Source organism: Paenibacillus kobensis NBRC 15729 (genome assembly GCF_004000825.1).
Taxonomy (GTDB): Bacteria; Bacillota; Bacilli; order Paenibacillales; family Paenibacillaceae; genus Paenibacillus_T; species Paenibacillus_T kobensis.
In genome coordinates, this window is the sequence record NZ_BILZ01000067.1 from 1 (window position 1) to 25,667 (window position 25,667).

The following is a 25,667-nucleotide window of genomic DNA, read 5'->3' on the forward strand; positions in this document are numbered from 1 at the left end:
TTTTGGCATGCAAAAAAAAAAAAAAAAAGACGCTATATTCGAACGTCCCTATCGAATAGGTACCGTCGAATATTAGCGTCTCTATTAAACAAGTTATGAGAGCGAATTAAAAATCGAAATCCTCATCTTTCAGCGCTTCTACATTCAGCGTCCGGACATAGCCGTTGCCCTTCTTCGAGAAGAAGTCATGCTGCTTCGTCCGCGTGCTGATGCCGTTGAAGACGATCGGATTGATCTCTTCCTCTGGGAAGCGAGGATCAAGTCCGAGATTCATCAGCGCCTTGTTGCAGTTGTAACGTACATAAGCATGCACATCGTCGGCAAGGCCGACAGCCGTGTACAGCTCGTTCGTGTACGCTTCCTCGTTCGCGTGCAGCTTGTCGATCAGAGCGTGCAATTCTGCATCCGCTTCTTGACGCTCTTCCGGCGTCAAATCACGGTAGATCTCCTGCGCGAGCACGCCGACGTACAAGCCGTGGATGCTCTCGTCGCGCAGAATGAGGTCGATGATCTCGCCGCTGCTCGTCATTTTGCCCTGGCCAGCCAGGAAGAGCGGATAGAAGAAGCCGCTGTAGAACAAGTAGCTCTCGAGCAGCACCGACGCTGCGAGCGCCAGATACAGGCTCTTCGGCGTCTTGATGTTTTTATAGTAATCGGAAATCCATTCCGCCTTATTCTGCAGCTTCGGATGATTCTTCACCCAAGCGAATACACCGTCGATCTCTTCCGTCGTAGCCAACGTCGTGAAGATACTGCTGTACGACTTGGCGTGGATCTGCTCCATCATGCCCATGAACGACAGCACCGCCTTGCGCTGCAGTCCGTCGACATGCTCGACGATGCGCGGGATGCCGACGCCGCCTTGAATCGTGTCGAGCAGCGTCAGGCCGCCCAGCACTTTCATGTACAGCTCGCGCTGCTGATCGCTGAGCTCGATCCATGACATTTTGTCATCGGACAGCGGGATCTCCTCATCCGTCCAAAATTGCATAATGTTCTGGTTCCAGAACGTCAACGTAAAGTCGTCGTCCGGCCGGTTCCAGTTAACAGCTTCCATCGCCATCGCTCAACCGTTCCTCTCGAGTCTATATGGAAGGAGTGTCGCCGGCCGTCATTAGACGGCGCAGCTGATGCACTCCTCTACGCTTAGTCGGTTCGTCCGCGTGTAATAGAGCGACTTGAGCCCTTTCTTCGCGGCGTAGATATAATAACGGGACAGTTCCCGTGTCGTTACGTTGCTGTTGACGTGCAATACCGTCGAAATCCCTTGGTCGATATGCTGCGAAATCTCGGCGATCATATCAATGACCTTGAACTGGTCCATCTGATACGCCGACTTGTAGAAGAAGTAGTTATCCTGCGCCAAGTAAGGCATCGGATAATACGTCGTCGAGTTCGCGTACGTGCGCGTCTCGATATGCTCAACGACCGGCATAACGCTAGACGTCGCATTTTGAATATATGAAATGCTCTGCGTTGGAGCGATCGCCAGACGGTATGCATGGTAGACACCGTGTTTCATGACGAGCGCTTTGAGCTGTGCCCAGTCTTCCGGCGACGGAATGTACTGGTCACCGAACAGGGCGCGTGCCCGATCCGTTACCGGACGGTAGTCCGTCGACAAATAGCGGTCGAAGTAGTTGCCGTTCGCATACTCGGACTTCTCGAAGCCATGGAACGTTGCGCCGCGGTCGCGGGCAATCTCCATGCTCTTCTCCAGCGAGTAGTAGTTCATCATCATGAAGAACGTGCGTGCGAAATCGCGTGCTTCTTCGCTCTCATACGCAATCTTGTTCTTCGCGAGATAACCGTTCAGGTTCATCGCGCCGAGGCCGACCGAATGGAGCTCCTCGTTCGCCTTGCGGATGCCCGGAGCGTTCGCAATCTCCGCCATGTCGCTGACGGAAGTCAAACCTTCGATGCCCTCATGCACGGACGCTTTGATTTTGCCGAGATCCATCACGTTCACGATATTCAGCGATGCCAGGTTGCAGCTGATGTCGCGGCGGATAATATCTTCTTGGCCGTAATCGTTAATTTCGGACGTTTCTTGCAGCTGGAAAATTTCCGTGCACAGGTTCGACATCTTGATCGCGCCGATCCCTTTGAGCGCATGGTCCTTGTTCGCGTTGCTGCGGTTCATAATGTATGGGTAGCCCGATTCGAGCTGAATCATGGCGATCTTCACCAGCATGTCGCGCGCGCTCATTACCGTCTTCTTCTTGACGCGGTCATCAGCGAGCAGCGTGTCGTACATTTCATCAAGGTCCATGTCGTCCATATGAACGCCATATGCCTTGTAGATCGAGTACGGTCCGAACACGACGAGCGGCTTGTTCTGCGCAGCCAGCTCATAGAACTTGTTCGGTACGATCAGACCGATCGACAACGTCTTCAGGCGTGTCTTCTCGTCGGCGTTGATCTTCTTGCTGTCGAGGAACTCCATAACGTCCCAGCCGAAAATGTTGTAGTAGCCCGCTCCCGAACCTTTGCGCTGACCCATCTGGTCGGCATAGGAGAACGCGTCTTCCATCAGCTTCAGCACCGGCATGATGCCTTTCGCCGCGCCCTCGACGCCTTTGATCGGCTCGCCGCGTCCGCGAAGCTTGGACAGGTTCACGGCTACGCCGCCGCCGATCTTCGACAGCTGCATGCACGTGCCGAGCACATAGTTGATCGAGTTGAGCGAATCATCCATCTCGAGCAGGAAGCACGATACCATCTCACCGCGGCGGCTCTTGCCCGCATTCAAGAAGGTCGGCGTCGCCGGCTGGACGCGCTGCTCCATCATCGCAACAGCCAGACGCTTCGCCTTCTCGTAATCGCCTTCGCCCAGATGAAGAGCGACCATCGCGACCCGGTCCGGATACTGTTCCATGTAGACCGAGCGGTCGTCGCTCTTCATTGCATAGTCGGTATAAAATTTCGATGCCGCCATGTAAGAGGAGAACTGGAAGCCGAAGCCGTGCATTGCGCTGAACAGTTCTTCGACTTGCTCCACTGTATATTGTTCATAAACGTCTTCATAGAAGTCGTTCTTAATCATGTATTGGACTTGCTCGGTATAGCTGTTGAAGCGCATGCTCTTCGCTGCAACTTCCTCCATGAACGCCGCAACCGCTTCTTGGTCCTTCTCCAAACGGAAGAATCCGTCCTCGCCGCGCTGCATCAGTTCATTATTGAGCTCAATATGCCGCAAGACTATTCACTCCTTGTCGAAATAGATCTACGTCCCGTCCTGTACCCGACAGCTCGAATTTATGAATAACCGGAACGTTATATCGTCTGGCGATATCATCCGCGCTGCGGGCGAACGCTTCGCCCCAATTGCGGTTGCCGCTCGCAGACACGCCTTTCATTCTGGAAGAGTTGCGTTTCAGAAACTTCTCTACTTGATCCGGCACTTGTCCGAATCCGGTCGTGAACGTAATGAGCACGAATGGCTCGTCTACCGTCATGTCTGCATCGTCCATAGGCAACGACTTCATATTCAATTTTTCGACAAAGCGGCGGACATTGCCTGTCCTCGAATTGTACACAACCAGCATGTTTCCACACCCTCCAGATACAGCGGCCATTGCGGCTGCTAACTCTATCAAAATCTATATGTAGAATGACTGAGACAATGATATAACTATATATTGTGCGTGTCAATGGTTCTCCGTCTCCATTTGCCAACAAAAAACGCTTGACAACGGACGAACCCAAGCAGGATAAGGGGTTCCGGTTTTGTCTGACTTTTCTGCATCTATTGATGAATGTCTGCCGTTCGCTGTCGATTCGTGGAGAAGGCGATGTAATGAAAATTCGGGGTGTTTTTCAACATTATGTATGCGCTCTCATAATGAAAAACAGGAAAGATTTTCATATGAAACACGAGTTATAGACAAATACGCGAGGAAAGCCTGAGCAGGAACTGTTGCTAGAGGAGTAATCGAAGCGGCATACAGCGAGTCGTAGTCCTTCTATATATGGCAGACCAGTAATACACGTGAAGTAAGCACCACCTCCTCTCGCTCCAGCCCAAATAGCCAATCGGACCGGTTAAACGGCTCAATTGGCTATCGATAGCTCTCTGACTCTATAACTCTCTATATATAGTATAAATAGCGTCTATTTCTGTACGAGTGCTGCTACGCGGCGGAACGATTCCTTCGTCTGATGGTTAACGTCGAACAGGAACGGCCAGTTCTTCCGGCTGCGGACAGGGAAATAGTCAAGCCACGTGTAGTCGTCGGAGATGCCCCAGAACGTCACGCAGTCGATCACGTCCTTGTACTCGTTGAACAGACGGAATGCCATCTCGTAACGCTCGGCATGACGCTCCTGCATTTCGGCAGTCGGCTCCGTCAGATCAGCGCGGTGGTCCTTCCATTCGAAGACGGAAATATCCATCTCCGTAATGTGCAACCGCAGTCCGAGCGAAGCATACTTCTCGATCGCCTCGCGAATGCGGTCCTCTGCCGGATCGGACGGACCCCAGTGCGCTTGCAGACCGATGCCGTGGATCGGCACATCTTTGTCCAGCAACGACTTGACGAGCGTATAGATTTTGTCCCGTTTCACCGGGCCGCATTCATTATAGTCATTATAGAAGAGCTGCGCGTTCGGATCCGCCTCATGCGCATAGCGGAATGCGCGCTCAATAAATTCAGGACCGGCGATTTCCAGCCACTTGGACTGGCGCAGCAGCTCCCCTTCTTCTTCGGATACCGCTTCGTTGACGACGTCCCATGCGTAGATCTGCCCCTTGTAGCGGCCGACGACGGTGTCGATATGCGATTTCATACGGGCAAACAGCGTTTCCTTGTCCACCAGGCCGCCGTCCTTGCCTTCGAACATCCACTTCGACGTCTGGTTGTGCCAGACCAGCGCATGGCCGCGCAGCGCAATATCGTTCTCTTTCGCGAGAGCGGCAATTCGGTCTGCCTGCTCGAACGTATATACATCCTCAGCCGGATGAACGCTTTCGAATTTCATTTCGTTCTCTGCCGTAATGCTGTTGAAGTGATACAGCAGCAGGTCGCGTTGGCTACCAATCGTGCGGCTGTTCACCGCTGCACCGATGCGGTAATGATTATGGTACAGTTCGCGCAGACTCGGCCCGCTCTTGATTTGTTCGGCGGTTGCTCTGCTTGTATCGCTTGGTTTCACCATTGTATATCCCTCCCTGGTAACGATATCATCGATATCGTGAGTATTCAGTATAAAAGCTGCCGGTCGCTTTGATTACCCGACAAAGTATAGGTTGTACTTCAAAAACCATACTTCGCCGCAAAGCGACAGCAGAAGCGCTCCTATTTCCCCTCAACCAAGTCAATTTTGTGCTGTATTTCCTCGGTCATATGCTGCTCATATACGCCGGCACCGAGCTGATTGAATTCCGTGACATATTGCTTCCATACGCCCTCGAACTCTTCCGGATTCGACAGAACGAGCTTCGGCATATATTTGCGCTGCAGATCGCTCTTCTTCTGCGTGAACAGCTGCGCTTCCGAGCCCGGCTCGATTGGAATGCTCCATGCAGGGAACCACGGCCGGTCAAGCGGATCAGCGAATAATTCGGTGAACGTCTTCACGCCGTATTTGCTCAATATGAGCCTATCGCCCGCGCTAAAGGAGACAGCCGCAATTTCCGGCTGCCGGCCGACGTTGACGGAATTGCCGTCTGCGAGCGAGGAACCGCTGCCGTAACGCGGCCAATTATATTCGAACAACGAGAAGCCGAACGATTTGCGGAACGGCTCCGAATAGACATACCTGCTCTGCTCCCGATCACGGTAGTAGCGCCCGTCCTTGTCTACGCTATACGTCTCGCCTTCGATCCCCCAATTGGACAATCGTTGATTCTCGTCCGTCAGCAGATTGTCGAAAAATTTAATAATACGGATCGGATCTCTCGCACTCACGGTTATGCCGATACCTCGGTTATTAACAAAAGAAGGAGGATCAATATATTGATCGACCGTCGTCTTATCAAACACAATCGGAAGCGGCATATAATCGAGATCGTCCGTGCCTGACTCCTTGAATTTGTTACGAATTTCCTTAAACGCCGTAGTGACCTGCCACTGATAGTCGAAGAAGCCTAGTACATGGCCAGAAGCAACTTTCGCCAAATATTGATCATAGTTGTCGACGAATGAAGATTGACTGAACAAGCCTTTGTCGTTCACTTCATTCAGTTTCTGCATCCAACGCTTCATTAGTGGTCCGTCGCCGTAATCCGTAGCCTTATGCGTCTTCATATCGACGATTATGCCGCCGTCGTTCGGGTAGCCGCCTAAGTGCATGGCTGCATTCGTAAGCGTGTAGAAGCGGTCCAGGTCGGTTAGCGACTGAAAGCCGATCAGTTCCGGCTCAGGATGCGTCTTGGCATACTGCTCGATCAGATCAAAATATTCATCCAGCGTCTTAATCCGCGGATAATTGAACGCCTTGAGGACGCGGCGCTGAATCCAGAATGCCGCCTGCTCGACAGTGGTACTCGGGTTGTACTTCCCGACAATCGCACTGAACGGCAAGAAATAAATGTTGCCGTCCTTCGCTTTCATTTGATTGAAGTAAGGTCCGTATACCCGTTTAATGTTCGGACCATAGCGGTTGATCAGATCGTTCAACGGGATAAACGCGCCCGCATCGACCAGCTTGTCGATCGCTGCATCGGGTACGATGACGTCCGGGTACTGCCCGCTCGCTATCATCTCGACTACCTTCGTATTAATATCGCCGACCAAATACTCGACCTTGAAGTTAACACCGGTCTCCTTCTCTAGGATGGATCCGATCGTCGTCTCGTTCGTATTCAGATCCTCGCCAGGAGCGGCGTTAAAATAAGTGAACGTCACAGGCTTTAACTGCTTGTCCTCATCCGACTTCGAACAGGAAGCCAGGAGAGACCCCGTCATTGCAACGGCAAGCAGAGGCAGCAGCACGGATCTGAGCTTATATTTTCGAGCCATGATAATGCCTCACTCCTTCTTCCTCGGTCATACATGTACAAATTCCATTCTCTAATCTCGGCTAGCTGAGCCTCAAGCGGCTAGCCGGCCTCGCGGTTCGCATGCAAGTCAATTGGCGTGACCAGGCGAATCGCGGTACCTCTTCCTTCTCCGCTGTCGATCTGAAGGCGGAATCCTGTTCCATAATACAGCTTAAGCCTGTAGATCACGTTCTGAATGCCGATCCGGTCCCCCATCTCCTCTTCCGACTCCAAGTACCGGTACAGCTTCGCGACCTTCTCTTCGCTCATGCCGATCCCATTGTCTATGATCTCGCACACAAGCTCCTTGCCTTCCACCTTCAGCTTCAAATCAATCGTCCCGCCATTCTTAAGCGGCTCGATGCCGTGAATGCTGGCATTCTCGACGAACGGCAGAAATGTCATCTTCGGCACCATGCACTCATAGGAGAACTCGTCGATCTCGATGTTGTAGGTGAGCTTGTCTCCGAACCGGTATTTTTGAATCTCTAAGAAACAATGAATGAACCCCAGCTCCTCCTGCACATTAACCATATCCTTCGACCACGTGAGGGAGTTCCGGAATATCTTGGCCATATTATGGATGATACGAGCCGTCTCGTCTTCATGTTTAATGAGGCTGCGCATCCGGATTGTCTCGAGCGCATTGAACAGAAAGTGCGGGTTGATCTGACTCTGCAGCGCATTCAACTGTACGTGACGGTTCTGCAGTTCCAGATCCTTCTTCTGAATATCCGCAACGTACACATCGTTAATGAGGCGCTCGATCTGAGTTGTCATTCGGTTGAACTCGCTAGTCAGCTGACCGATTTCATCGTTCGCCGCCGCGTGTTGGATCAGATCGAACTGCTGATTCTTAACTTTCTTCATGTATCGCAGTATAAACCCGAGCCGCACAACAAGCGATCTCGTAATCCAGACGATAATAATCGTGGCGAATAGCAGATTTAGCGCCGCAAGCACAACAACGAAGGTTCGCGATTTTTTGACAGCCTGAATGACTTCGCTCTCCGCAATCGTCGCCGCAACCCGCCAGCCAGACAAATAATTGTAAGTGTCATAGGTCGACTCTACTTTTATGGTGCGGGCAGACTGCGGAATGGAATCGAACACAGGGCTTTCCGACCGCCAATTGATCTGGGGATCGGTCGTATAGTTAACCACTCCCTTGTCGTCGATCAGATAAATGCTGCCCTGCAAATTCAAATTGCCGAATATTTGTGCGATTGCATCCGTCTTCAGATCGATCTTAAGAAGCTTCTGATACTGGTTCTGGGCCACAAAATAATCCAGCTTGCGGACAATGCTGAACGTGTCCTTGCTGTCCCCTGTACCGGTACGGATAATAATCGGACGCGACAGCCTGGTGCTCATAATCGCCCGATACCATTCTTGATCCCTGACACCGTCGGTTATGCGCTCGATGCCACCTGACGGAAGTACGGTCGGATTATCTGCATACACCGTTATGGTATTAACCGAATGATACACCGGACCGTAGCTGTTCAGCATGCGGCGCAAGTAAGAATCGTACGCCTCGATATAGTCCGCCGGTTGGTCATAGCTTTGTTCGAGCGTTTCGTTCAACATATGGTCGGTGTAGAACACGGAAGAGATTCCGACGGCATCCTCGATCTCCGACCGAAACTCGCTTCGAATCTGCTCTACCGCTCGAGATATATCCTTCATCCGCTGGTTTTTGACATTGTCGCTTGTCACATTGTAGAAGATCAGGTTCGTCAAAAAAATCGGCGTAAATACAGACAGCAAGTACACGATGAGCATTTTGTTACGCAATCGGATATTATCCAGACCAAGCTTCATGGGTCGTACTCCTCAAATGAACGCAATGATGATCGTAACTAAAGCCGTACTGCTTACAACAGCTTATTGCGGTATTCCGAAGGCGTCATCCGCTCTAGTTTCTCGAATTGGGTAACAAAATAATCCGCATTGTTGAAGCCGACCTGCTCGGCAACCTCATAGATGCGCATGTCCGTCTTGCGCAGCAGCCTCTTCGCTTCTTCGACCCGAAGCTGCAACAGGAAATCGTTGAAGTAGACGCCGTATGTTTTTTTGAACAATTGGCCCAAGTAGACCGGATTCATAAAGAAACGCGCCGCGATGCTCTTCAAGCTCATATTGTCCCGATAGTTCGCTTCAATGAACGCCTTAACCTTCTGCACGCCGCCCTTGGCGAATTCCTTGCGCCGGCTTGCGAGCTGCTCCGCGCTCTCCGCGACGAATGCTTGAAGCAGCCGCTTCAGTTCCTGCGGCGTCAGATTCATATCATGCCAGCCGATAATCGGCTCCGACGAGCTCATCTCCATCGCGTCGATTTCCACGCTCTGCAATACGCCGACAATGCCGGATACACATTGATGTATGGCCGCTTTCACCGCATCCGGCACGAACCGCTTCGTCTTGAATTGCTCGAACATCGCTTCCACCGTAGTTTGAAGCTGCTCCGCATTCCGTTCCTCCAAATGCTCCAGCATCGACTTAAGAAGCTGCGGATCGGCATGAACGAACGGCGCCGGCGCATGGCGCGACGGATGATGCACAATAATTCGGGAGCCATCCTCCATATATTTGTGCAGCAGAGCTTCCCTTGCCGACCGGTATGCTGCGCCAACCTTCGTCAGCCCTTCGACCGGCTGGCCTGCATATATATAGAAGGGACGGTCGATCCGCTGTTCGATCTCCCAGAGCAGACGCTCGGCGAAACGGCCGATTTCTCCTCCGGTGTAAGAAAGATCGGCAGCCGATACGACAACACCGAACCGGTTCCGGTGCCGATGCACATAAGGACTTACCGTTCTTCCCAGCGCGCTTACCAGCGCTTCCTTCACCGCTTCGTATAGCCGCTCGTCATCAAAGGAATAATATTCTCCCTGCCGCCATGGATGAAGATCGTTCGGTTCGATGAACATATAGTACAGATTCGTTCCGTGTTCGATCCCGAGCCTCGCCGCCCAATGATCGACTTCCGCTTCATTCATCTCGCCTTTGATGAGCGACTCCATCACGCTGCCGTTCACAAGCTGTTCCTTCTTGCCGCGAAGAACCTTGTCCCGGTTCAGCTCATCGCTTAACCGTACCAGCGCGGTTCTTAGTTCTTCCTCGTCGATTGGCTTCAGCAGAAAGTCGTTCACTCCGTGCCGCACCGCCTGCTGAGCATATTTAAAATCGTCGAAGCCGCTAATAATAATGAAGCTCGTCGCCGATCCTGACGCTGCGTCCAAGCCGGAGCGCGTCCGCCGGATCAGCTCAAGACCATCCAATACCGGCATCCGAATGTCCGTCACAACGAGGTCCGGCTTTAACTGGCTGATTAACGCCAGTGCGTCCTCCCCGTTGTCCGACTCGCCGATAATATGAAACCCGATCGCTTCCCAGTCGATCAGCGCTCGCAGTCCCAGCCGTACGAACTGCTCGTCATCTACTAATATGGCGCTGTGCATAGGCGAAGCTCCTCTCTCGCAATGATGTAGGATGAAAGCACTTTCAACTCCGATCATGCGCACGCTTTAGGACGTCGCAGCATACGAATGCATCTGCGGTATATGCAGTGAATCTTACCGCATGGGGCCACATCCTCCGGTCGATCAGCGTATGCTAGTGCGTGCACAACATGTCAATCATGCTCCAGATGTTGTCTGGTCAGCACGAACAGCTGTTCAATATGGTTGTCGTCCAGCGAATAATAGACCGTCTTCCCTTCCTTACGCCGCTTCACGATCCGCAAGTTGCGCAAATAACGAAGTTGATGAGAGACAGCCGATTGTCCCATCCCGAGCACGATCGTCAGATCATGAACGCATAGTTCGTGCAGCGACAGCGCATGAATAATTTTGATTCGCGTAGGGTCGCCTAACGCTTTGAACAAATCTGCGATTGAAACAGCCGAACGGTCCTCCAGCAATTCCGCCTTCACTTGATCGGCTATTTCTGGGCTGGTTCCCTCGCATACCGGATCACATTTTTCCACGATATCGTCACCACCTGGAATCCATTATACATCGAAATAGAACGGCTTGAACAATAGTCATAATATGGATTGCAAACCATGGATTGCAGCGGTCAACTAGGCCCTATTCGACACTTTCGCATGACATATTCTGCATAAAGTCTTGCACTTCGCGAGGCCCGCTGGTATTATGAAGTTAATATATGAGCAATTATTCATATGTTGATTTGGAGGGTGGCGTCAATGAGCGATACTAACGGCCGTAAACAGGAGCATGAGCATCATTCAGCCCCAGATTCCTGCGGACATGAGCATAAAGTTAACCGGGATGAAGCAGCGGATACGCAAGGATGCTCGCACGGACATGAGCAAGGGCATAATCACGGAGCCGAACATAGGCACGGACATTCGCACGGGCATGGACATTCACACGGACATCACGGGCATAGCCATCATGGACACGGACATTCACACGGCAATGCGGGCAACCGGAAAGGACTCGCAATCGCACTCCTTATTACAGGCGGCATTATGGTGCTCGAATTTTTCGGCGGACTGCTGACCAACTCTCTGGCGCTGCTGAGCGACTCCGGGCACATGCTAAGCGACACGGCTGCGATTGCGCTAAGCCTTCTCGCATTCTGGTTCGCCGCTAAGCCTGCCACCGCGTCCAAAACATATGGATATCACCGATTCGAAATTTTGGCCGCGCTGTTCAACGCGCTGACGCTGTTCGTCATTGCCGGGATGATCGCAATCGAAGCCTACCATCGGTTCGGCGAACCGCCGGAAGTGGCCGGGTTACCGATGATGCTGATCGCTTCCGTCGGACTGCTCGCCAACTTGATTAGTGCCTGGGCGCTTATACGCAAAGGAGACGTCGAGCATAATTTGAACGTACGATCTGCTTATTTGCACATTCTTGGTGATGCGCTGGGCTCTGTCGGTGCGATCCTTGCCGGCTTGCTGGTTGCCGTATTCGACTGGAATTGGGCCGATCCGCTTGTCAGTGTGCTCGTTGCTCTGCTCATTCTAAGAGGAGCTTGGAGTATACTCAAGTCGGTCATCCATATTCTAATGGAAGGAGCCCCTGACGGTATCGATCCTGACGCGGTCAAGCAAGTGCTGCTCGGCATTAGCGGCGTCCGTGATGTACACGACCTGCATATATGGACGATTACGTCCGGAATACCTGCGCTTAGCGGACACTTAAGAGTTGAAGACGACGGCGATTGCCAGCATATCCTTCGCGAGGCGCTTGCTAAGCTCGAATCCGAATTCGAGCTCAAGCATGCAACACTGCAGCTTGAAAAGTCCGACACTCTCCATGAACCTCTCGTCGTATAAGTGAAACGACTCGGTTTTTAATGAAACAATAAAGTACGATAAAGTATGAATGAGACGATAAAGCCCGGCGTTACGTTACTTCCGCTGATTGCGGAAATAGCGCAGCGCCGGGCTTTTCAGATTACAGTAGTATTATGACTTGCGTTTCGTCCGAACCGCCTCAGCAACAGCTGCGAGCACTTCGTCCGCATGGCCTTTGACCCGAATGTTGCGCCATTCCTGCACGAGCTTGCCTTTCTCATCAATGAGGAAAGTGGATCGAACGAGCCCCATATACTCGCGGCCGTACAGTTTTTTCAACTGCCAGACGCCGTACTGTTCGCATACCCGGTGATCCGTGTCCGCCAGCAGGACGTAAGGCAGCTCGTACTTGGCGATAAATTTGTTATGCCGTCCGATATCATCGTTGCTTATCCCGATAATAACGGCATTATGCTCTTGGAACTGCTCATTCGCGTCCCGGAAGTCGCACGCTTCCTGAGTACACGCTGTCGTCATATCTTTCGGATAAAAAAATATAATGACTTTTTTGCCGGCATAATCGCTCAGCGATACCGGCTTGCCGTCTGAGCTATCAAGCGTAAAGTTCGGCGCCTTCTTGCCGACTTCTGCTGTTTTGGTTTTGCTGCCTGCCACTCTCTATCCCACCTCATGCATTGCTGTATCTATTCCTACATTATACATGAAGTTGGACGGCGTATCGAAGCTCAGACGAACGGTTTGTACAATGAAGCTCCTTGCCCGCAGCCATCACCAAGCCGGGGGAGTCTGACGCGGCTCGCTAACGACACACTTCAGTGCGTTAGCGGCATACCCGCAACTACTCCAGCGTCAACAACACGACCGATGCCGCCGGCAGCGTCAACTGCAGCTTGCCGTCCGCGAGCTCCGCGCCTTCGAACGGCTGCTTTGTTACCCGCTCCGGCTGCTCGAACGTATTGTGCGCGCCGATGTCGTCCGCGGCCACAATGTCGCCGCGGCAAGCATAAGCCTGCTCCGCTCCGCGCAGTTCCAGCTCTAACTCGACGTCATCCGTATGGCTCAAATTGGCCAGACTAATATGCACCTTGCCGTCCTTCTTCGACGCGGATACGCTAACTTGCGGCAGCCGTACGCCGTTTAGCTCATATTCGCCGAACGCGCCGTGCATCGCCAGTGCTTCGGCATCCTGATGCACCTTGAACATCTCCATGACGTGATAGGTTGGCGTCAGCAGCATGCGGTCGCCTTCAGTCAGAATGACTGCCTGCAGCACATTGACCATCTGCGCCAGATTCGCCATCTGCACCCGGTCGCAGTGTTTGTGGAACACGTGCAAATGGATCGCCGCGACAAGCGCGTCGCGCATCGTGTTCTGCTGGTACAGGAACCCCGGGTTCGTACCCGGCTCCGGCAGGAACCAAGTGCCCCACTCATCAACGATCAGCCCGACCCGCTTCCCTGGATCGTAGCGGTCCATGATCGTGCTATGCCGCGTAACCAGCTCGTCCATGAACAGTGACTTCTGCATGGCTTCGAACCAGCCGCTCTCATCAAAGCCGGTTGCTGGAAGTTTGTCCTCCCAACGTCCAGGAATCGTATAATAGTGCAGACTTAGCCCATCCATGAGCCAATGAGCCTCGCGCATCAGCACATCCGTCCAGTTGTAATCGTCAATATTAGCTCCGCCCGCGATTTTGTACAGCTTGTTGGTGCCGTACTGGCGGACGTACGTCTGATAGTTCCGGTACAAATTCGCGTAGTGGTCCGGCTTCATGTTGCCGCCGCAGCCCCAGTTCTCATTACCGACGCCAAAATATTGCAGCTTCCACGGCTTCTCTTGGCCATTCGCCCGGCGCCAGCCTGCCATTGGAGATTCGCCATCGAACGTCATGTACTCCACCCATTCGGACATCTCCTGTACCGTACCGCTTCCGACGTTGCCGCAAATGTACGGTTCGGCCCCCAACAGCTCGCACAACCGGAAAAACTCGTGTGTGCCAAAATGATTGTTCTCCACCACGCCGCCCCAATGCGTGTTCACCATCCGCTTGCGATTCTCGCGCGGGCCGACGCCATCCTTCCAATGGTACTCGTCGGCGAAGCAGCCGCCCGGCCAACGCAGCAGCGGCACCTGCAGCTTGCGCAGCGCCTCCAGCACGTCGCTTCGAATTCCTTGCGTATTCGGAATTGGCGAGTCTTCTCCGACCCACAAGCCTTCATATATACAGCGTCCTAGATGCTCAGCAAAATGTCCGTAAATGTTCTTGTTGATCGTGCCTAGTGTCCAATCTGCATGAATGACCACGCGCTGTTTTGTCATATAATTCATCACCTTTCCTCCTGGCAGATAAGGGACGAAGAGCATAAAGCCGCCCTCGTCCCTTTGCCACATCTCTATCAGCATAGACAGGATGGTTCATCCATCCTCGTCTTGTTCCTTTAACTTAACCCTTGCCTTTGTCTACTTCTTGCTATTGCCTGCGCCTTCTTGCTTCTTGCCCCAGACGCCTGTGCCGTCGCTGCGCAAACCGGTGAACGTCAGCACCGGCATATCCCGCTCCCAATCCCAGGACGGGAGCAGCAGCAATTCCTCCGTGGAGGCCACTGAGCCGTCTTCCTCATACCAAGTAAGCGTCACCGTATGGTCGCCGTCGAACGTCCACTCGTCCTTGCTGTCCTTCGTGCCGACATGTCCGTCAGCGATCAGCTTAAGCGGCTCCGCCTCCGATTGGCCGTCCGTATCCTTATCGAATACGATCCGCTCCCAATCACCGGCGATGTCTGACTTCGCGACCTTCTGCACCTGCTCGCCCGCATACCGTTCCGGAGAGACGACCGGCCAGCCGTCCTTCGTCCATACAATGCGCCGAACATGCAGGTACATCCAGTTTTTGTCCCCTTCTGGACGAGCATGATGAACGATATAAAAATCACCATCGTCGTTCAGAACCGAATTGTGCCCGGGCGCAATCCAGCCTTCCCCTTCGGAGAATCGGTACCCGCCCATAATCTTGTTGCCAATCTCGTACTGCGGCAAAAAGTCGATGTCGTCCATCCGCTGGCCGTTCATATCCGTATAAGGCCCCGTAATGCTGTCCGACCGGCCCACCCGCACATTGTAATCGGAGAACAGCGAGTCATAGGAGACGAACAAGTAATATTGCTTGAACTGCTCGTTGTAGACGATATAAGGCCCTTCCATCGCGCCTTCCTCGGTGGCCGGATCGCGTCTTGCGATCCTCTGCCCTTTGTCGCCTGGCTGCGCCGGCTTGCCGGTGGCGGGATCGATTGCCATCACATAGATACCGCCGAAAAAGGAGCCGTACGCCATCCAAGGCTTGCCGTCGGCATCGATGACGATGTTCGGATCGATCGCGTTCGCCTCATCGCCCTTTTGCGACTTCACGACTTCGCCTTGATCCTCCCACGGCCCTTCCATCGAAGCGCTTGTCGCAACGCCGATATACGACTGATTCGTGCCGAAGGTGGAGGCCGCATAGTACAAATAATACTTCTCGCCGAACTTATGGACGTCCGGCGCCCACAGATTGGCCGCCCCCGTCCACGCCGCCGCTTCTGCCGGAATGCCATTGAAGGCATACCCGACCCAATCCCATGCGATCAAATCTTTCGACTTGCGCACCATAATGCCCGGCTTTGGCGGCGAACCGACGCGAACGTCGGTGCTGACCGCATAGTAGGTGCCGTCTTCCGCTTTTATAATAGAAGGATCGTGGGCATTGTTGATATGCCAGTCGGCTTCATTATTAAGCGTCGACTTGTCGTACATCGGATACTGAACCGGCTTGTCAGGGTAGACGAACTTGGGCTCATCCTGAGCCGAGCATCCGAGCAGCGGCAATCCCATCAATAGCATCGCCAAGCACCCCTTCAGCGTTCGATTCATGCTTCCGCCGTTCTGCCCGGCTTCGGTTCTCCGAAATGAGGGACGCCGTCGCGCCATTCAATCGCCTGAATGCGGGCGTGCCTGTTCGGATCGTAGAGCGGATCGCCGATGATTTCCTTGTAATCGCGCGCATGGTAGACGAGCAGATCCGTCTTGCCGTCCTCCGATACGGTGAAGCTGTTATGGCCCGGTCCGAATCGGCTTACCCGTTCGCTGGTGTGGAAGACCGACACCGGCGATTTCGTCCACGAAGCCGGATCGAGCAGATCGGCATCCTCCGAAGCCGTCAGCATGCCCATGCAGTAATGATGGTTCGTCGCACTGCCGGAGTAGGTCAGAAATATTTTGCCATTGCGAATAAGCACTGCTGCCCCTTCGTTAACGAGAAAACCGATGCATTCCCAGTCGAATTCCGGCTTGGTCAGCATCACCTGCTGCCCCTTGATCGACCAAGGCGTATCCATCTCTGCAATGTACAGATTGGAGTTGCCGGCAATCGCCGGGTCGCCTTGCGCCCAGACGAGGTAGCGGACACCCCGGTGTTCGAACGTCGTCGCATCGAGCGAGAACGACTCCCAGTTGGTAACGAGCTGTCCTTTCTCTACCCATGGGCCTTCAAGCGGGTTGTCCGCACCGCACTCGAGTACGAACATGCGGTGGTCGAACAGGCCGTCCTGCGTTTCCGAGGTACGTGCCGCCGCGAAGTAGATATACCATTTGCCGCCGATAAAATGAATTTCCGGAGCCCAAATATTCGCGCTCAGCGGGCCGCTCTCATATTTCTTCCAGACGACGGCCGCTTCCGCGTCGTACAGCCCGTCTATCGTCTTCGCTCTGCGCAGCTCGATGCCATCGTATGCCGGAACTGAGCCCGTAAAATAATAAAAGCCGTCCGTATGTTTGTATATCCATGGGTCGGCCCGCTGCCAGACGATAGGATCACGGTAGACGACTTCGGATTTCGATATTGAATTCAACATGGCTCTCACTCCAACGCTGTTATAGTAGTTTGTATGATTTCTATCTGTCGAATCGAATGGTTAGGTGCTATGATGGGGTCATTCACACGGACGAAGGAGACGACAAGCATGAAGACGACCTCATCTCTTTGCAAAGGCTGCTCCCCAGACTTTCAAGTGTCGCAAGAGCAGATCAACATTATGGTGGACAAGCTGTCCCGCTTCCCGGACGACTGCGTGCCGGATGCCGCTTACGAGCGCCGCTTGGCCGCATGTGCAGCCTGCTCCTCTCTCCAGAACGGAACGACTTGCGCCCACTGCGGCTGTTACATCCAAGTGCGGGCGAAGCTTACGCGCAACAACTGCCCTGCTCCCGGCGGAAGCCGGTGGAGCCAGGATAGCTAGCTAGGCAAACCCTCGGACAGTTAAACACTCGTGGTGTGACACTAAAAGTAATGCAACAGCACCTAAGCGACGGTTAAACACTCTGGTGTGACACTAAAAGTGATGCAACAGCCTCTATTTCCGCCTGCACCCCTCTCTTGTGACACAAATAGTGATGCAACAGCACCTCAGGGCGGTGCTGTTCACAGCATAAAGATCCCGCCTCCCCGAGCCGGGATGGTTGCCGTCTGCGGCCAGCCCTGGCGGTATAGCCGGACCAGCCGACGTATGACAAAATGCCGAGAATGGTTTATCCTTTATCCCTTATCCTTTATCCCTTCACGCCGGAGATGGCGACGGATTCGATAATTTGTTTCTGGAACACCAGGAAGACGATCAGCATCGGCAGCAGCGCGACTACGGAAGCGGCCATAATGAGCGGATAGTCCGTCTGAATCGCATACGTTGCATTAAAGTTCGCAATAACGAGCTGCAGCGTCTGCTTCTCTGGCGAATTCAGATAGATGATCGGAGCCAGATAGTCGTTCCAGATGGCCATGAACCACAGAATGAGCTGAGCGGCAACAGCCGGCTTAATAAGCGGAAGGACAATCCGTGCATAAATACCCGCATACGAGCTGCCATCGATCTTCGCCGCTTCGATCAGCGCGTTCGGCACACTGGCTAGATACTGCCGCAAGAAGAAGATCATCACGATATTGCCGAACAGACCCGGCACGATAAGCGGAAGCAGCGTGTCGACCCATCCCATTTTGGAAAACATCATAAATTGCGGAATCATAATCGATGGATATGGAATCATCAATGACGAAATCATAAGCAGGAAGATTTTGTTCTTCCCCGGAAAACGAAGCTTCGCGAACGAGAACGCAGCCAAGCTGGACGTGAACGTCCCGACGACGGTTACCGTCACGGCGACGAAGACGCTATTCTTAATCCCGCTGAGCAGCGGTCCTTTGTCCCAAATCTCCGAGTACTTGCCGAAATGCATCGGATTCGGAATCCATACGGGCGGCAATGCGAACACGTCCATACGATCCTTGACGGAAGTCGTAAACATCCACAGCAGTGGGGCAATCATGAACACCCCGCCGACCAACAGAATCGCGAAGATGAATGAATTGGCCCATTTTCTTCTGAGCGCCACAGTCCTTTCCTCCCTTCCCCGCGACCTTATTCGTTAATTTCCGACGACCGGTCCAGCTTGAACTGAACGAGCGTCACGATGAAAATAAACAGACCCAGAATGACGGTCATCGCCGATGCGTAGCCCATCTGCAAATTGCCGAACGCCTTCTGCCATACATAGAACACGACGGAGGCCGAGCTGAATTCCGGACCGCCCGTGGACGTCATAATGTTGATCTCGGTGAAGACCTGCGAGCCGCCGATAATGTTCGTCACGACGACGAAGAACGTAACCGGCTTAACCATCGGCCAAGTAATATGGCGCAGACGGCTGAATGCATTCGCTCCGTCCAGCTCCGCTGCTTCGTAGTAGTCCTTCGGCACGCTTTGAAGCGCAGCCAAATACAGCAGCATTGTATACCCGAGCCCTTTCCAGATCATCATCAGCATAATCGCCGGCTTGACCGTGCTCTTATCCATGAGCCAGTTCGGCCCCTTGATGCCGAATAAGTCGAGGAATTGGTTCACGAGGCCGAAGTCGCCGTTGTACGCCAAATTCCACATGATCGAGATCGCTGCGAGCGACGAAATAACCGGAACATAATAGACAACGCGGAACGCTGTCGTCCCCGGTATGCCGCGGTTCAAACCAAGCGCAAGCATCAGCGCCAGCAAGAGACCGAGCGGGATGCCGAGCATCATGTACAGCGTATTTCTCATCGCCTTGTAGAACAGCTCGTCATGGAACAGTTCCTTATAGTTATCCAGTCCGATAAAATTCATCTGTCCAAGCCCGTCCCAATCGGTGAACGATCCGTATACCGAGTAGATGACCGGGAACAGGGCGAAGATGAGCAGACCAAGCACCGGCGGCAGGATGAACAGATAGCCCCAATAGGCTTCTTTGCGGTAAAGCTTTGATTTGGTTGTCATGGTTCACCTCGGAAATTCCGGCGTCTTCCATAACGCTCGTTCCCGGTGCCAGCTTACGGCAGCGGGAACGAGCGTTATGTTCGCCAAGAGTCGTGAACTTATTTGTTCATGGATTTGTTCATCGATTCGATTGCCTTGTCGAGCAGCTTCTGCATCTTCGGCTGCTCTTCCTTCACGTAATCGGCTGCCGTAATTTTACCGTCGAGCACCGGTTGAATGTCCGTGAAGAACAGGTTATACCATTCCGCGTTATACGTCAGAATGCCTGGAATCGGACGGCCGTACTCGTTGACGATCTGCAGGAACTCTTCCTTGTTGGCCGGTTTAGACGAAGCGTCAGCTGCCCATGTCGTTGCCATATCAGTCAAGTTCGGAATCTGCACCTTAGCATCAGACAACAGCTTCATGCCTTCTTCGGAACCGGTCAGATACATCGTGAGCGCTGCTGCCGCTTCCGGATACTTCGTCTTGCTCGATACTCCGATGCCGAGCGAGCCGAGCCACGTTGCCGATTGGCCTGTAGATCCTGCCGGATACGGAATGAGGTCATAATCGAACGGAAGCTTCTCATACGTGCTCATATCCCATGGACCGACCGGGAAGAAGCCGATCTGTCCTTGCATCCACCGTTGGTACGTGTCCAGCGTCTGCGCTTCGGCAATCGAAGGCGTGACATGGTATTTGTTCTGCATATCGGCAAAATACTGCAGCGCTTCCGCGAACTTCGGATCGTCGACCGTTACTTTCGTATGGGTAGGATCGATCCAGTCCGCGCCGTTGCTCCATACGAGTGATTGAAGGTTCCACGTCACGTTGAGGCCCGTTCCCCATTGATCGAGCTTGCCGTCGCCGTTGTTATCCTTCGTCAGCTGCTGAGCGACATTCATGAATTCGTCCCACGTATACGGCTTGTCTTTGTCCGGCAGCGCAATGCCTGCCTTCTCGAACATCGTCTTGTTGTAGCCCATCGAGAATGGACCGAGGTCCTTCGGCAAGCCGTAGATGTCGCCTTGACCGACCGTCGCGCCGTCGTAACGGTACAGGTCAACGCCTTTTTGCCAAATCTTATTGATGTCGATATCCTTGTTGTTCTCTACATATTGGGTCAGATTCAGAAGTACGCCGCCGTTCGCATAAGCCATCAGATCGCCCGGATCGTAATAGAACACGTCCGGTACGCTTTTGCCCGTGATCGCCGCCTTCAGCTTCGTTGCGTATTGATCGGCTGCGGTCGAGATGACTTTCACCTTCACGCCCGGATGATCCTTCTCGAACTGGTCGACCGTCTTGTTATACGCCGTCTGTTCGTCTGGACCGCCGCGGAACATGAACGTCAGTTCTGCTTTCCCTAGATCCGTCTTGCCCGCATCGCCCGTTGTCGTCGTGCTAGTGCTCGTGCTCTCTGCCGGCGCTTTCGTTTCCTCGTTGTCCTTGTTGCCGCCGCCGCATCCCGTCAGAACCAATCCCGCCGATACGACTAACGTAAGTGCTGTCATCCAACCTTTTGTCTTCATTGCAAGAACCCCTCCAATGTTTAAGTAACTTTCACTGGGCTTGCCTAATGTAAACGCATACAGTTTCGCCTAAGGAAGTCTGCCTTCAGAGCCGGTTAACTTCTAATGTCTGTCCCTTGCTGATTACCGCTCCGCCGTCTTCCACGGCATAAGGATGAATCCGTCAATCCAAACATTAACATTTGCACAAATATATTTGGCTTGCATTAACAATATCAAAAAAGCGCTTACACGTCAACAAATTTATAAACAGATTTATTTTAACGTTAATGTTTTTATTAACTATATGTCGGAATATCCGCGAAATATGGCGACTTAGCACTCTCACCTCTTGTCATTGTTGCCATTTCGTTAATAAAAATATATAGTATTAGTACAACGCTATTTTCGCTTCATTTCGACATTCCATCCTTTGGAGGATCTTATATGAATCTCGATATTACGGATAAGTCTCTACCGGTATACGAAGCGCTTGCGAGCAGCGTTCGCTTGAAGGTTATTCGTCTGCTGGCCAAGCGGCCGATGAACATTCGGGAGCTGTCCGAAGCGGTCGGCCTGAGCAGCGCCATTATGACGATGCATATTAAGAAGCTGGAGAAAGCCGGAATCGTGCACAGCGAGATGCTGCCAAGCCGGGGAGGCGTGCAGAAGATTTGCTCCTTGCAAGTGGAAGGTGCAGAGATTGTGTTCCCGAACAAGCTTGAGCATATCCGGGAATATCATCAGAGCGAGATTTCCGTCGGCCACTTCACCGATTTCCAGGTCGAACCGACCTGCGGCCTTGCGACGACGGAGAAGTTCATCGGCATCGTCGACGACCCGCGCTCCTTCTTGGACGCGGAACGGTTCCAAGCGAAGATCGTCTGGTTCAGCGAAGGTTTCATTGAATACAAGATTCCGAACTTCCTGCTCTCGACCGAGAATCCGACGGAGCTTGTCATCTCGATGGAGATCGCTTCGGAGGCGCCGCTGACGAACAACAATTGGCCGTCCGATCTTACGTTCTATATGAACAACGTCAATCTCGGCACATGGACCAGCCCCGGCGACTTCGGCGACAAGCGCGGCAAGTACAATCCGCCGTGGTGGCCGGATGACATTAACCAATACGGGCTGTTGAAGCATCTGACGATAACGAATGCCGGCACCCGGATGGACGGCCATCCGATCTCCGATGTGACGCTGGACCAGATTAATATTTGGGACAAGCAGTGGACACTGCGCATCGCGATCGAGAACGACTCCCGTAATATCGGCGGCTTCACGCTGTTCGGCAGCGGCTTCGGCAACTACAAGCAGGACATTATGTTCCGGCTGTACTATGACAAAGTCGTTCACGCCTCCGCGCAAGAGGACGAAGAATCGCCGGCCAGCCCGCAAGCCAAGTCGACTTCGAAGGCGAACCGTCAATCGTAACAAATCCATTAATGATAAAAGGCTGCCTCCCTGTCATCCGAAGCATGACGGTAAGGCAGCCTTTTATTCGTTATAGCGGGATGCTGGTTAGTGCGATTCCGTACGTCCGACCTCGCGGGAACCGCTGTCCTCCACCGGCACGTGCTTGCCCGGCCAGAAGGCGGCGCGGCCTAGCAAAGCCGTAATCGCAGGCACGAGGAACGGCCGGACGATGAACGTATCGAGCAGGACGCCGACGGCCGTGACGATGCCGAAGTGGACCAGCACTTGAATCGGCAGCGACGCGAGCACCGCGAACGTGCCTGCGAGTATGATGCCTGCCGACGTAATAACGGAGCCCGTCTCCTTCACCCCTTCGCTGATGGCACGGCTGAGCGGCATCCGTTTTCTTTTGTCCCATATGCTGGAGATCATGAAGATGTTGTAATCCTCGCCCAATGCCACAAGGAACACGAACGAGTACAGCGGAATCGAACCCGATATTGCATCAGCGCCGAGTGCGTAATGAATGATGATCCATCCAAGTCCGAGCGCAGCAAAATACGACAAGATCACTGTTCCGATCAAATACGCCGTCGCGACGATCGAGCGTAAATAACCGAGCAGCAGGAGCGTGATCAATCCGATGACGATCGGGATAATGACGCGCGTATCGCGGTCTCCCGTCGCCTTCGTATCATATTGCTCCGCCGTCTGGCCGCCGATCCATACCCGCTCCGCCGTCAGCCCCCCGTTGCCCGCTGCCGCGAGCGCCGCCATCGTCTCATCGCGCAGCTTCGGAATAAGATCCATCGCTTCCTGCGAGTACGGGTTCATCGAGAGACTAACGTCCATCGCATAGATGTTCGGGTTCACGCTTCCCTGTTCAAGCTTCGACACGCTTGACACGTACGGAAGCGCCGACAGATGCTGCCTTATCGGCTCTGCATCGTTGCCGTCCGCGTCAACGATGACCCGAACCGGAGCAAGACTTCCTTCCGTGAACTCCTCGCCGATAATGGCGAAGCCTTCTCTCGACTCCATATCTTTCGGGAACGACGACAAAATGTCGAATGATACTTTAAGCTGTGAAGAGAAGCCAGCCAGAACAGCCAATACAATCGTCGTCGACAGAACGACCGTCCACGGACGGCGGACAACGAGACGGCCGACCAATCCCTCCTTACTCACTGGTTTCGGCGTTGGCGCCGGCTTCCCTTTGCGCTGCGCACGCTCGGCTATCATATCCGGCGTACGGGGCACGAACGGATAGAACGAAGCCCGGCCAAATATAGCAAGCAGCGCAGGTACAAGCGTCAAGCTCGCAATCGCCATGATGAAGATCGATAAGCTGAACGGGATGGCGAACCGGTGATAGGCGCCATATTGCGCGAACAACAGAGCGAGCAACGAGAGCACGACCGTCAGACCGCTCATTGCGATGGCGCCGGACGAGCCCGTCATTGCCTGCAGCAGCGCGCTTCTCTTCTCCTTCTCGGAGCTCAGCCGGTCGCGGAATTGCGAGATAAGGAACAAGCAGTAATCGGTACCTGCCCCGAACAGCAGCACCGTCATAATCGAGATCCCTTGCGAATCAATCGTGATCCACCCCTCATGCGCCATGGCGCCAAGAATCGGCCCCACGACCATATAAGCGAATCCGACCGCGATAAGCGGAATGAAGGCCAGTACCGGCGAACGGTAGATCAGCAGCAAAATAACAAGAACGATCAGCACGGTCGCCATAAGCAGCGACACATCGGCATTCTTGAAGAGGCCGGTCGCGTCGACTTGAATGCCGACCGGTCCGGTGACGCGGGCGCTTAACGAGGCCGGCTGATCGGCCGCCGTCTCGAACGGCTCGCCGCCGAATGCCGCCGTCACATCTTCCCTCAGTTGGTCAAGGCTCTTCTCTAGTTGCTCCGTATCGGCATTCGCCTCGAAGGTAACCGGCATAATAATTGTGCTGCCGTCAGCGGACAGCTGCTCGTTCAGTGCAGGCAGCGGCAGCTTGTGCAGCGGAGGCACCGCGCTCTGATGCGGCAGCGGATTCGCCTCCCAATCTGCGGCAAGCTGCTGTACCTTCGCCAGATCGGCGGAGGATATCCCGCCTTCCCGATGCAGAACGAGCAGCGCAGGAAGCCCGCTCTCATTCGGGAACTCGCGCGCTTCGATCGCCGCAGCTTGCAGCGAAGGCTTCGAGCTGTCCATATTCGGAGCGTTATTAACCTCCTCGTCTCCGGCCCCGGGCAGCGCCAAAGTCAGCACCACTGCCAGCACCAGCCATACGAGCAGCGTCACCCACCGGCCCCTCCTGCCCGTCACAAAGCCGCTTATTCGATTAAAGGTATTCATTTGCCATTCCACTCCTCCGCATGATATGAATAATAAGATTGGATGCGCTGCTTCTGTCTGCGAATCCGTTATTCGGTGATATAATAATTATATATACCGGTCGGTTAATTAATCAACGACAGAAATGCGAACTTTGTTAATCAGATGAAGGTGTGAGACATAATGAATGCGGATAAGCCGAAATCGCTAGGCCGGCCGAAGCGAGCCGACCAGCGTTACTCGACGAATGAGACGATTATTGCGGAAGCCGCCCGTTTATTTATGGAGTACAGCTATGAGCCAGTCTCGTTGAACCAAATTGCGCAAGTATGCGACGTAACGAAAGCGTCGCTTTATTATCATTTTGCCAATAAGGCAGAGTTGTTCACGGAATCGCTCGTCTGGACTCTCTCCCGCGCCCTCAGCGGCACGGAAAGAGTACTGAAGGAATCGTCCGATATTCGCAGCGGTCTGGAACGTCTAGCCGTTGTCAAAATGTCCACGCATCATGTCGACTTCGAATCGATGATGCGGGATGCTGCTCCTCACTTGAGCGAAGAGCAGCTGCTCCGAATCCGCCAGGCGGAACACGGCATTCACGACGTGCTGTCCGCGCATTTCCGCGCGGCGATGGACAGCGGCCTGCTCCGCCCTGCCGATCCGCTGCTGCTGTCGCATGCGCTGAACGCGCTGCTCATGCTCGGCAACCGCCCGCAGCCTGCCGAAGCCGCCCCTTCGACGGCCGAGCTTGCCAAGACGCTTATTGACCTGTTCTGGCACGGGGTCGCCCCGGAGCAGTGAATTAAGGGTC

General features: G+C 53.6%; 20 protein-coding genes. 4 read left to right on the forward strand and 16 right to left on the reverse strand.

Features of this window, described 5'->3' with window-relative positions:
• Positions 1-106: 106 nt before the first annotated feature.
• The 8 genes from nrdF to PKO01S_RS25085 all read right to left on the reverse strand — a co-directional run bounded on the left by nrdF (position 107) and on the right by PKO01S_RS25085 (position 10,973).
• Positions 107-1,057: a class 1b ribonucleoside-diphosphate reductase subunit beta gene (gene nrdF, locus PKO01S_RS25050; protein WP_127534199.1), complete on the reverse strand. Its 951-nt coding sequence runs from the start codon at positions 1,055-1,057 to the stop codon at positions 107-109.
• 57 nt (positions 1,058-1,114) lie between these two features.
• Positions 1,115-3,199, reverse strand: coding sequence for a class 1b ribonucleoside-diphosphate reductase subunit alpha (nrdE, locus tag PKO01S_RS25055; RefSeq protein ID WP_127534182.1), 2,085 nt, complete (start codon positions 3,197-3,199; stop codon positions 1,115-1,117).
• A complete protein-coding gene (gene nrdI / locus PKO01S_RS25060; protein WP_127534183.1) occupies positions 3,186-3,548 on the reverse strand; it encodes a class Ib ribonucleoside-diphosphate reductase assembly flavoprotein NrdI in 363 nt (120 codons plus the stop codon). The genes nrdE and nrdI overlap by 14 nt, the downstream gene beginning before the upstream one ends.
• Before the next feature lie 565 nt (positions 3,549-4,113).
• A complete protein-coding gene (locus PKO01S_RS25065; protein WP_127534184.1) occupies positions 4,114-5,157 on the reverse strand; it encodes an endo-1,4-beta-xylanase in 1,044 nt (347 codons plus the stop codon).
• A 140-nt stretch (positions 5,158-5,297) separates the two neighbouring features.
• On the reverse strand, positions 5,298-6,962 hold the full coding sequence (locus PKO01S_RS25070; RefSeq protein ID WP_127534185.1) for an ABC transporter substrate-binding protein: 1,665 nt from the start codon (positions 6,960-6,962) through the stop codon (positions 5,298-5,300).
• A gap of 80 nt (positions 6,963-7,042) precedes the next feature.
• Positions 7,043-8,806: a sensor histidine kinase gene (locus PKO01S_RS25075; protein WP_127534186.1), complete on the reverse strand. Its 1,764-nt coding sequence runs from the start codon at positions 8,804-8,806 to the stop codon at positions 7,043-7,045.
• 53 nt (positions 8,807-8,859) lie between these two features.
• Positions 8,860-10,446: a response regulator transcription factor gene (locus tag PKO01S_RS25080; RefSeq protein WP_127534187.1), complete on the reverse strand. Its 1,587-nt coding sequence runs from the start codon at positions 10,444-10,446 to the stop codon at positions 8,860-8,862.
• 173 nt (positions 10,447-10,619) lie between these two features.
• Complete coding sequence (locus PKO01S_RS25085; RefSeq protein ID WP_127534188.1) at positions 10,620-10,973, reverse strand: ArsR/SmtB family transcription factor; 354 nt, start codon at positions 10,971-10,973, stop codon at positions 10,620-10,622.
• 222 nt (positions 10,974-11,195) lie between these two features.
• On the opposite strand from PKO01S_RS25085, the gene PKO01S_RS25090 reads away from it, so the two are divergent.
• Positions 11,196-12,299 (forward strand): cation diffusion facilitator family transporter, encoded by a 1,104-nt coding sequence (locus PKO01S_RS25090; protein WP_127534189.1) that lies wholly within the window; start codon positions 11,196-11,198, stop codon positions 12,297-12,299.
• A 132-nt stretch (positions 12,300-12,431) separates the two neighbouring features.
• On the opposite strand, the gene bcp is transcribed toward PKO01S_RS25090, so the two are convergent.
• From bcp to PKO01S_RS25110, 4 genes are all read right to left on the reverse strand, one after another.
• Complete coding sequence (gene bcp / locus PKO01S_RS25095; RefSeq protein WP_127534190.1) at positions 12,432-12,935, reverse strand: thioredoxin-dependent thiol peroxidase; 504 nt, start codon at positions 12,933-12,935, stop codon at positions 12,432-12,434.
• Positions 12,936-13,119: 184 nt separating this feature from the next.
• Positions 13,120-14,601: an alpha-N-arabinofuranosidase gene (locus PKO01S_RS25100; RefSeq protein ID WP_127534200.1), complete on the reverse strand. Its 1,482-nt coding sequence runs from the start codon at positions 14,599-14,601 to the stop codon at positions 13,120-13,122.
• Between the two features lie 141 nt (positions 14,602-14,742).
• Positions 14,743-16,164, reverse strand: a complete 1,422-nt coding sequence (locus tag PKO01S_RS25105) for an arabinan endo-1,5-alpha-L-arabinosidase (protein WP_407669710.1) — start codon at positions 16,162-16,164, stop codon at positions 14,743-14,745.
• Positions 16,165-16,184: 20 nt separating this feature from the next.
• Positions 16,185-17,168, reverse strand: a complete 984-nt coding sequence (locus tag PKO01S_RS25110) for a glycoside hydrolase family 43 protein (RefSeq protein WP_127534192.1) — start codon at positions 17,166-17,168, stop codon at positions 16,185-16,187.
• 108 nt (positions 17,169-17,276) lie between these two features.
• On the opposite strand from PKO01S_RS25110, the gene PKO01S_RS25115 reads away from it, so the two are divergent.
• Positions 17,277-17,552: a DUF6171 family protein gene (locus tag PKO01S_RS25115; protein WP_127534193.1), complete on the forward strand. Its 276-nt coding sequence runs from the start codon at positions 17,277-17,279 to the stop codon at positions 17,550-17,552.
• A 310-nt stretch (positions 17,553-17,862) separates the two neighbouring features.
• Here the strand turns inward: PKO01S_RS25115 and PKO01S_RS25120 are convergent, their stop codons facing one another.
• From PKO01S_RS25120 to PKO01S_RS25130, 3 genes are all read right to left on the reverse strand, one after another.
• Complete coding sequence (locus tag PKO01S_RS25120; protein WP_246070730.1) at positions 17,863-18,699, reverse strand: carbohydrate ABC transporter permease; 837 nt, start codon at positions 18,697-18,699, stop codon at positions 17,863-17,865.
• A gap of 26 nt (positions 18,700-18,725) precedes the next feature.
• On the reverse strand, positions 18,726-19,613 hold the full coding sequence (locus PKO01S_RS25125) for a carbohydrate ABC transporter permease (protein WP_127534194.1): 888 nt from the start codon (positions 19,611-19,613) through the stop codon (positions 18,726-18,728).
• A gap of 98 nt (positions 19,614-19,711) precedes the next feature.
• Positions 19,712-21,127 carry an ABC transporter substrate-binding protein gene (locus tag PKO01S_RS25130; RefSeq protein ID WP_127534195.1) on the reverse strand — a complete coding sequence of 472 codons (1,416 nt, stop codon included), beginning with the start codon at positions 21,125-21,127 and terminating at the stop codon, positions 19,712-19,714.
• A gap of 426 nt (positions 21,128-21,553) precedes the next feature.
• Between PKO01S_RS25130 and PKO01S_RS25135 the strand changes: the two genes are divergently transcribed.
• Complete coding sequence (locus PKO01S_RS25135; RefSeq protein ID WP_127534196.1) at positions 21,554-22,543, forward strand: ArsR/SmtB family transcription factor; 990 nt, start codon at positions 21,554-21,556, stop codon at positions 22,541-22,543.
• A gap of 87 nt (positions 22,544-22,630) precedes the next feature.
• Here the strand turns inward: PKO01S_RS25135 and PKO01S_RS25140 are convergent, their stop codons facing one another.
• On the reverse strand, positions 22,631-24,877 hold the full coding sequence (locus PKO01S_RS25140; protein ID WP_127534197.1) for an MMPL family transporter: 2,247 nt from the start codon (positions 24,875-24,877) through the stop codon (positions 22,631-22,633).
• 162 nt (positions 24,878-25,039) lie between these two features.
• Between PKO01S_RS25140 and PKO01S_RS25145 the strand changes: the two genes are divergently transcribed.
• Positions 25,040-25,657 (forward strand): TetR/AcrR family transcriptional regulator, encoded by a 618-nt coding sequence (locus tag PKO01S_RS25145; protein ID WP_127534198.1) that lies wholly within the window; start codon positions 25,040-25,042, stop codon positions 25,655-25,657.
• Positions 25,658-25,667 lie beyond the last annotated feature (10 nt).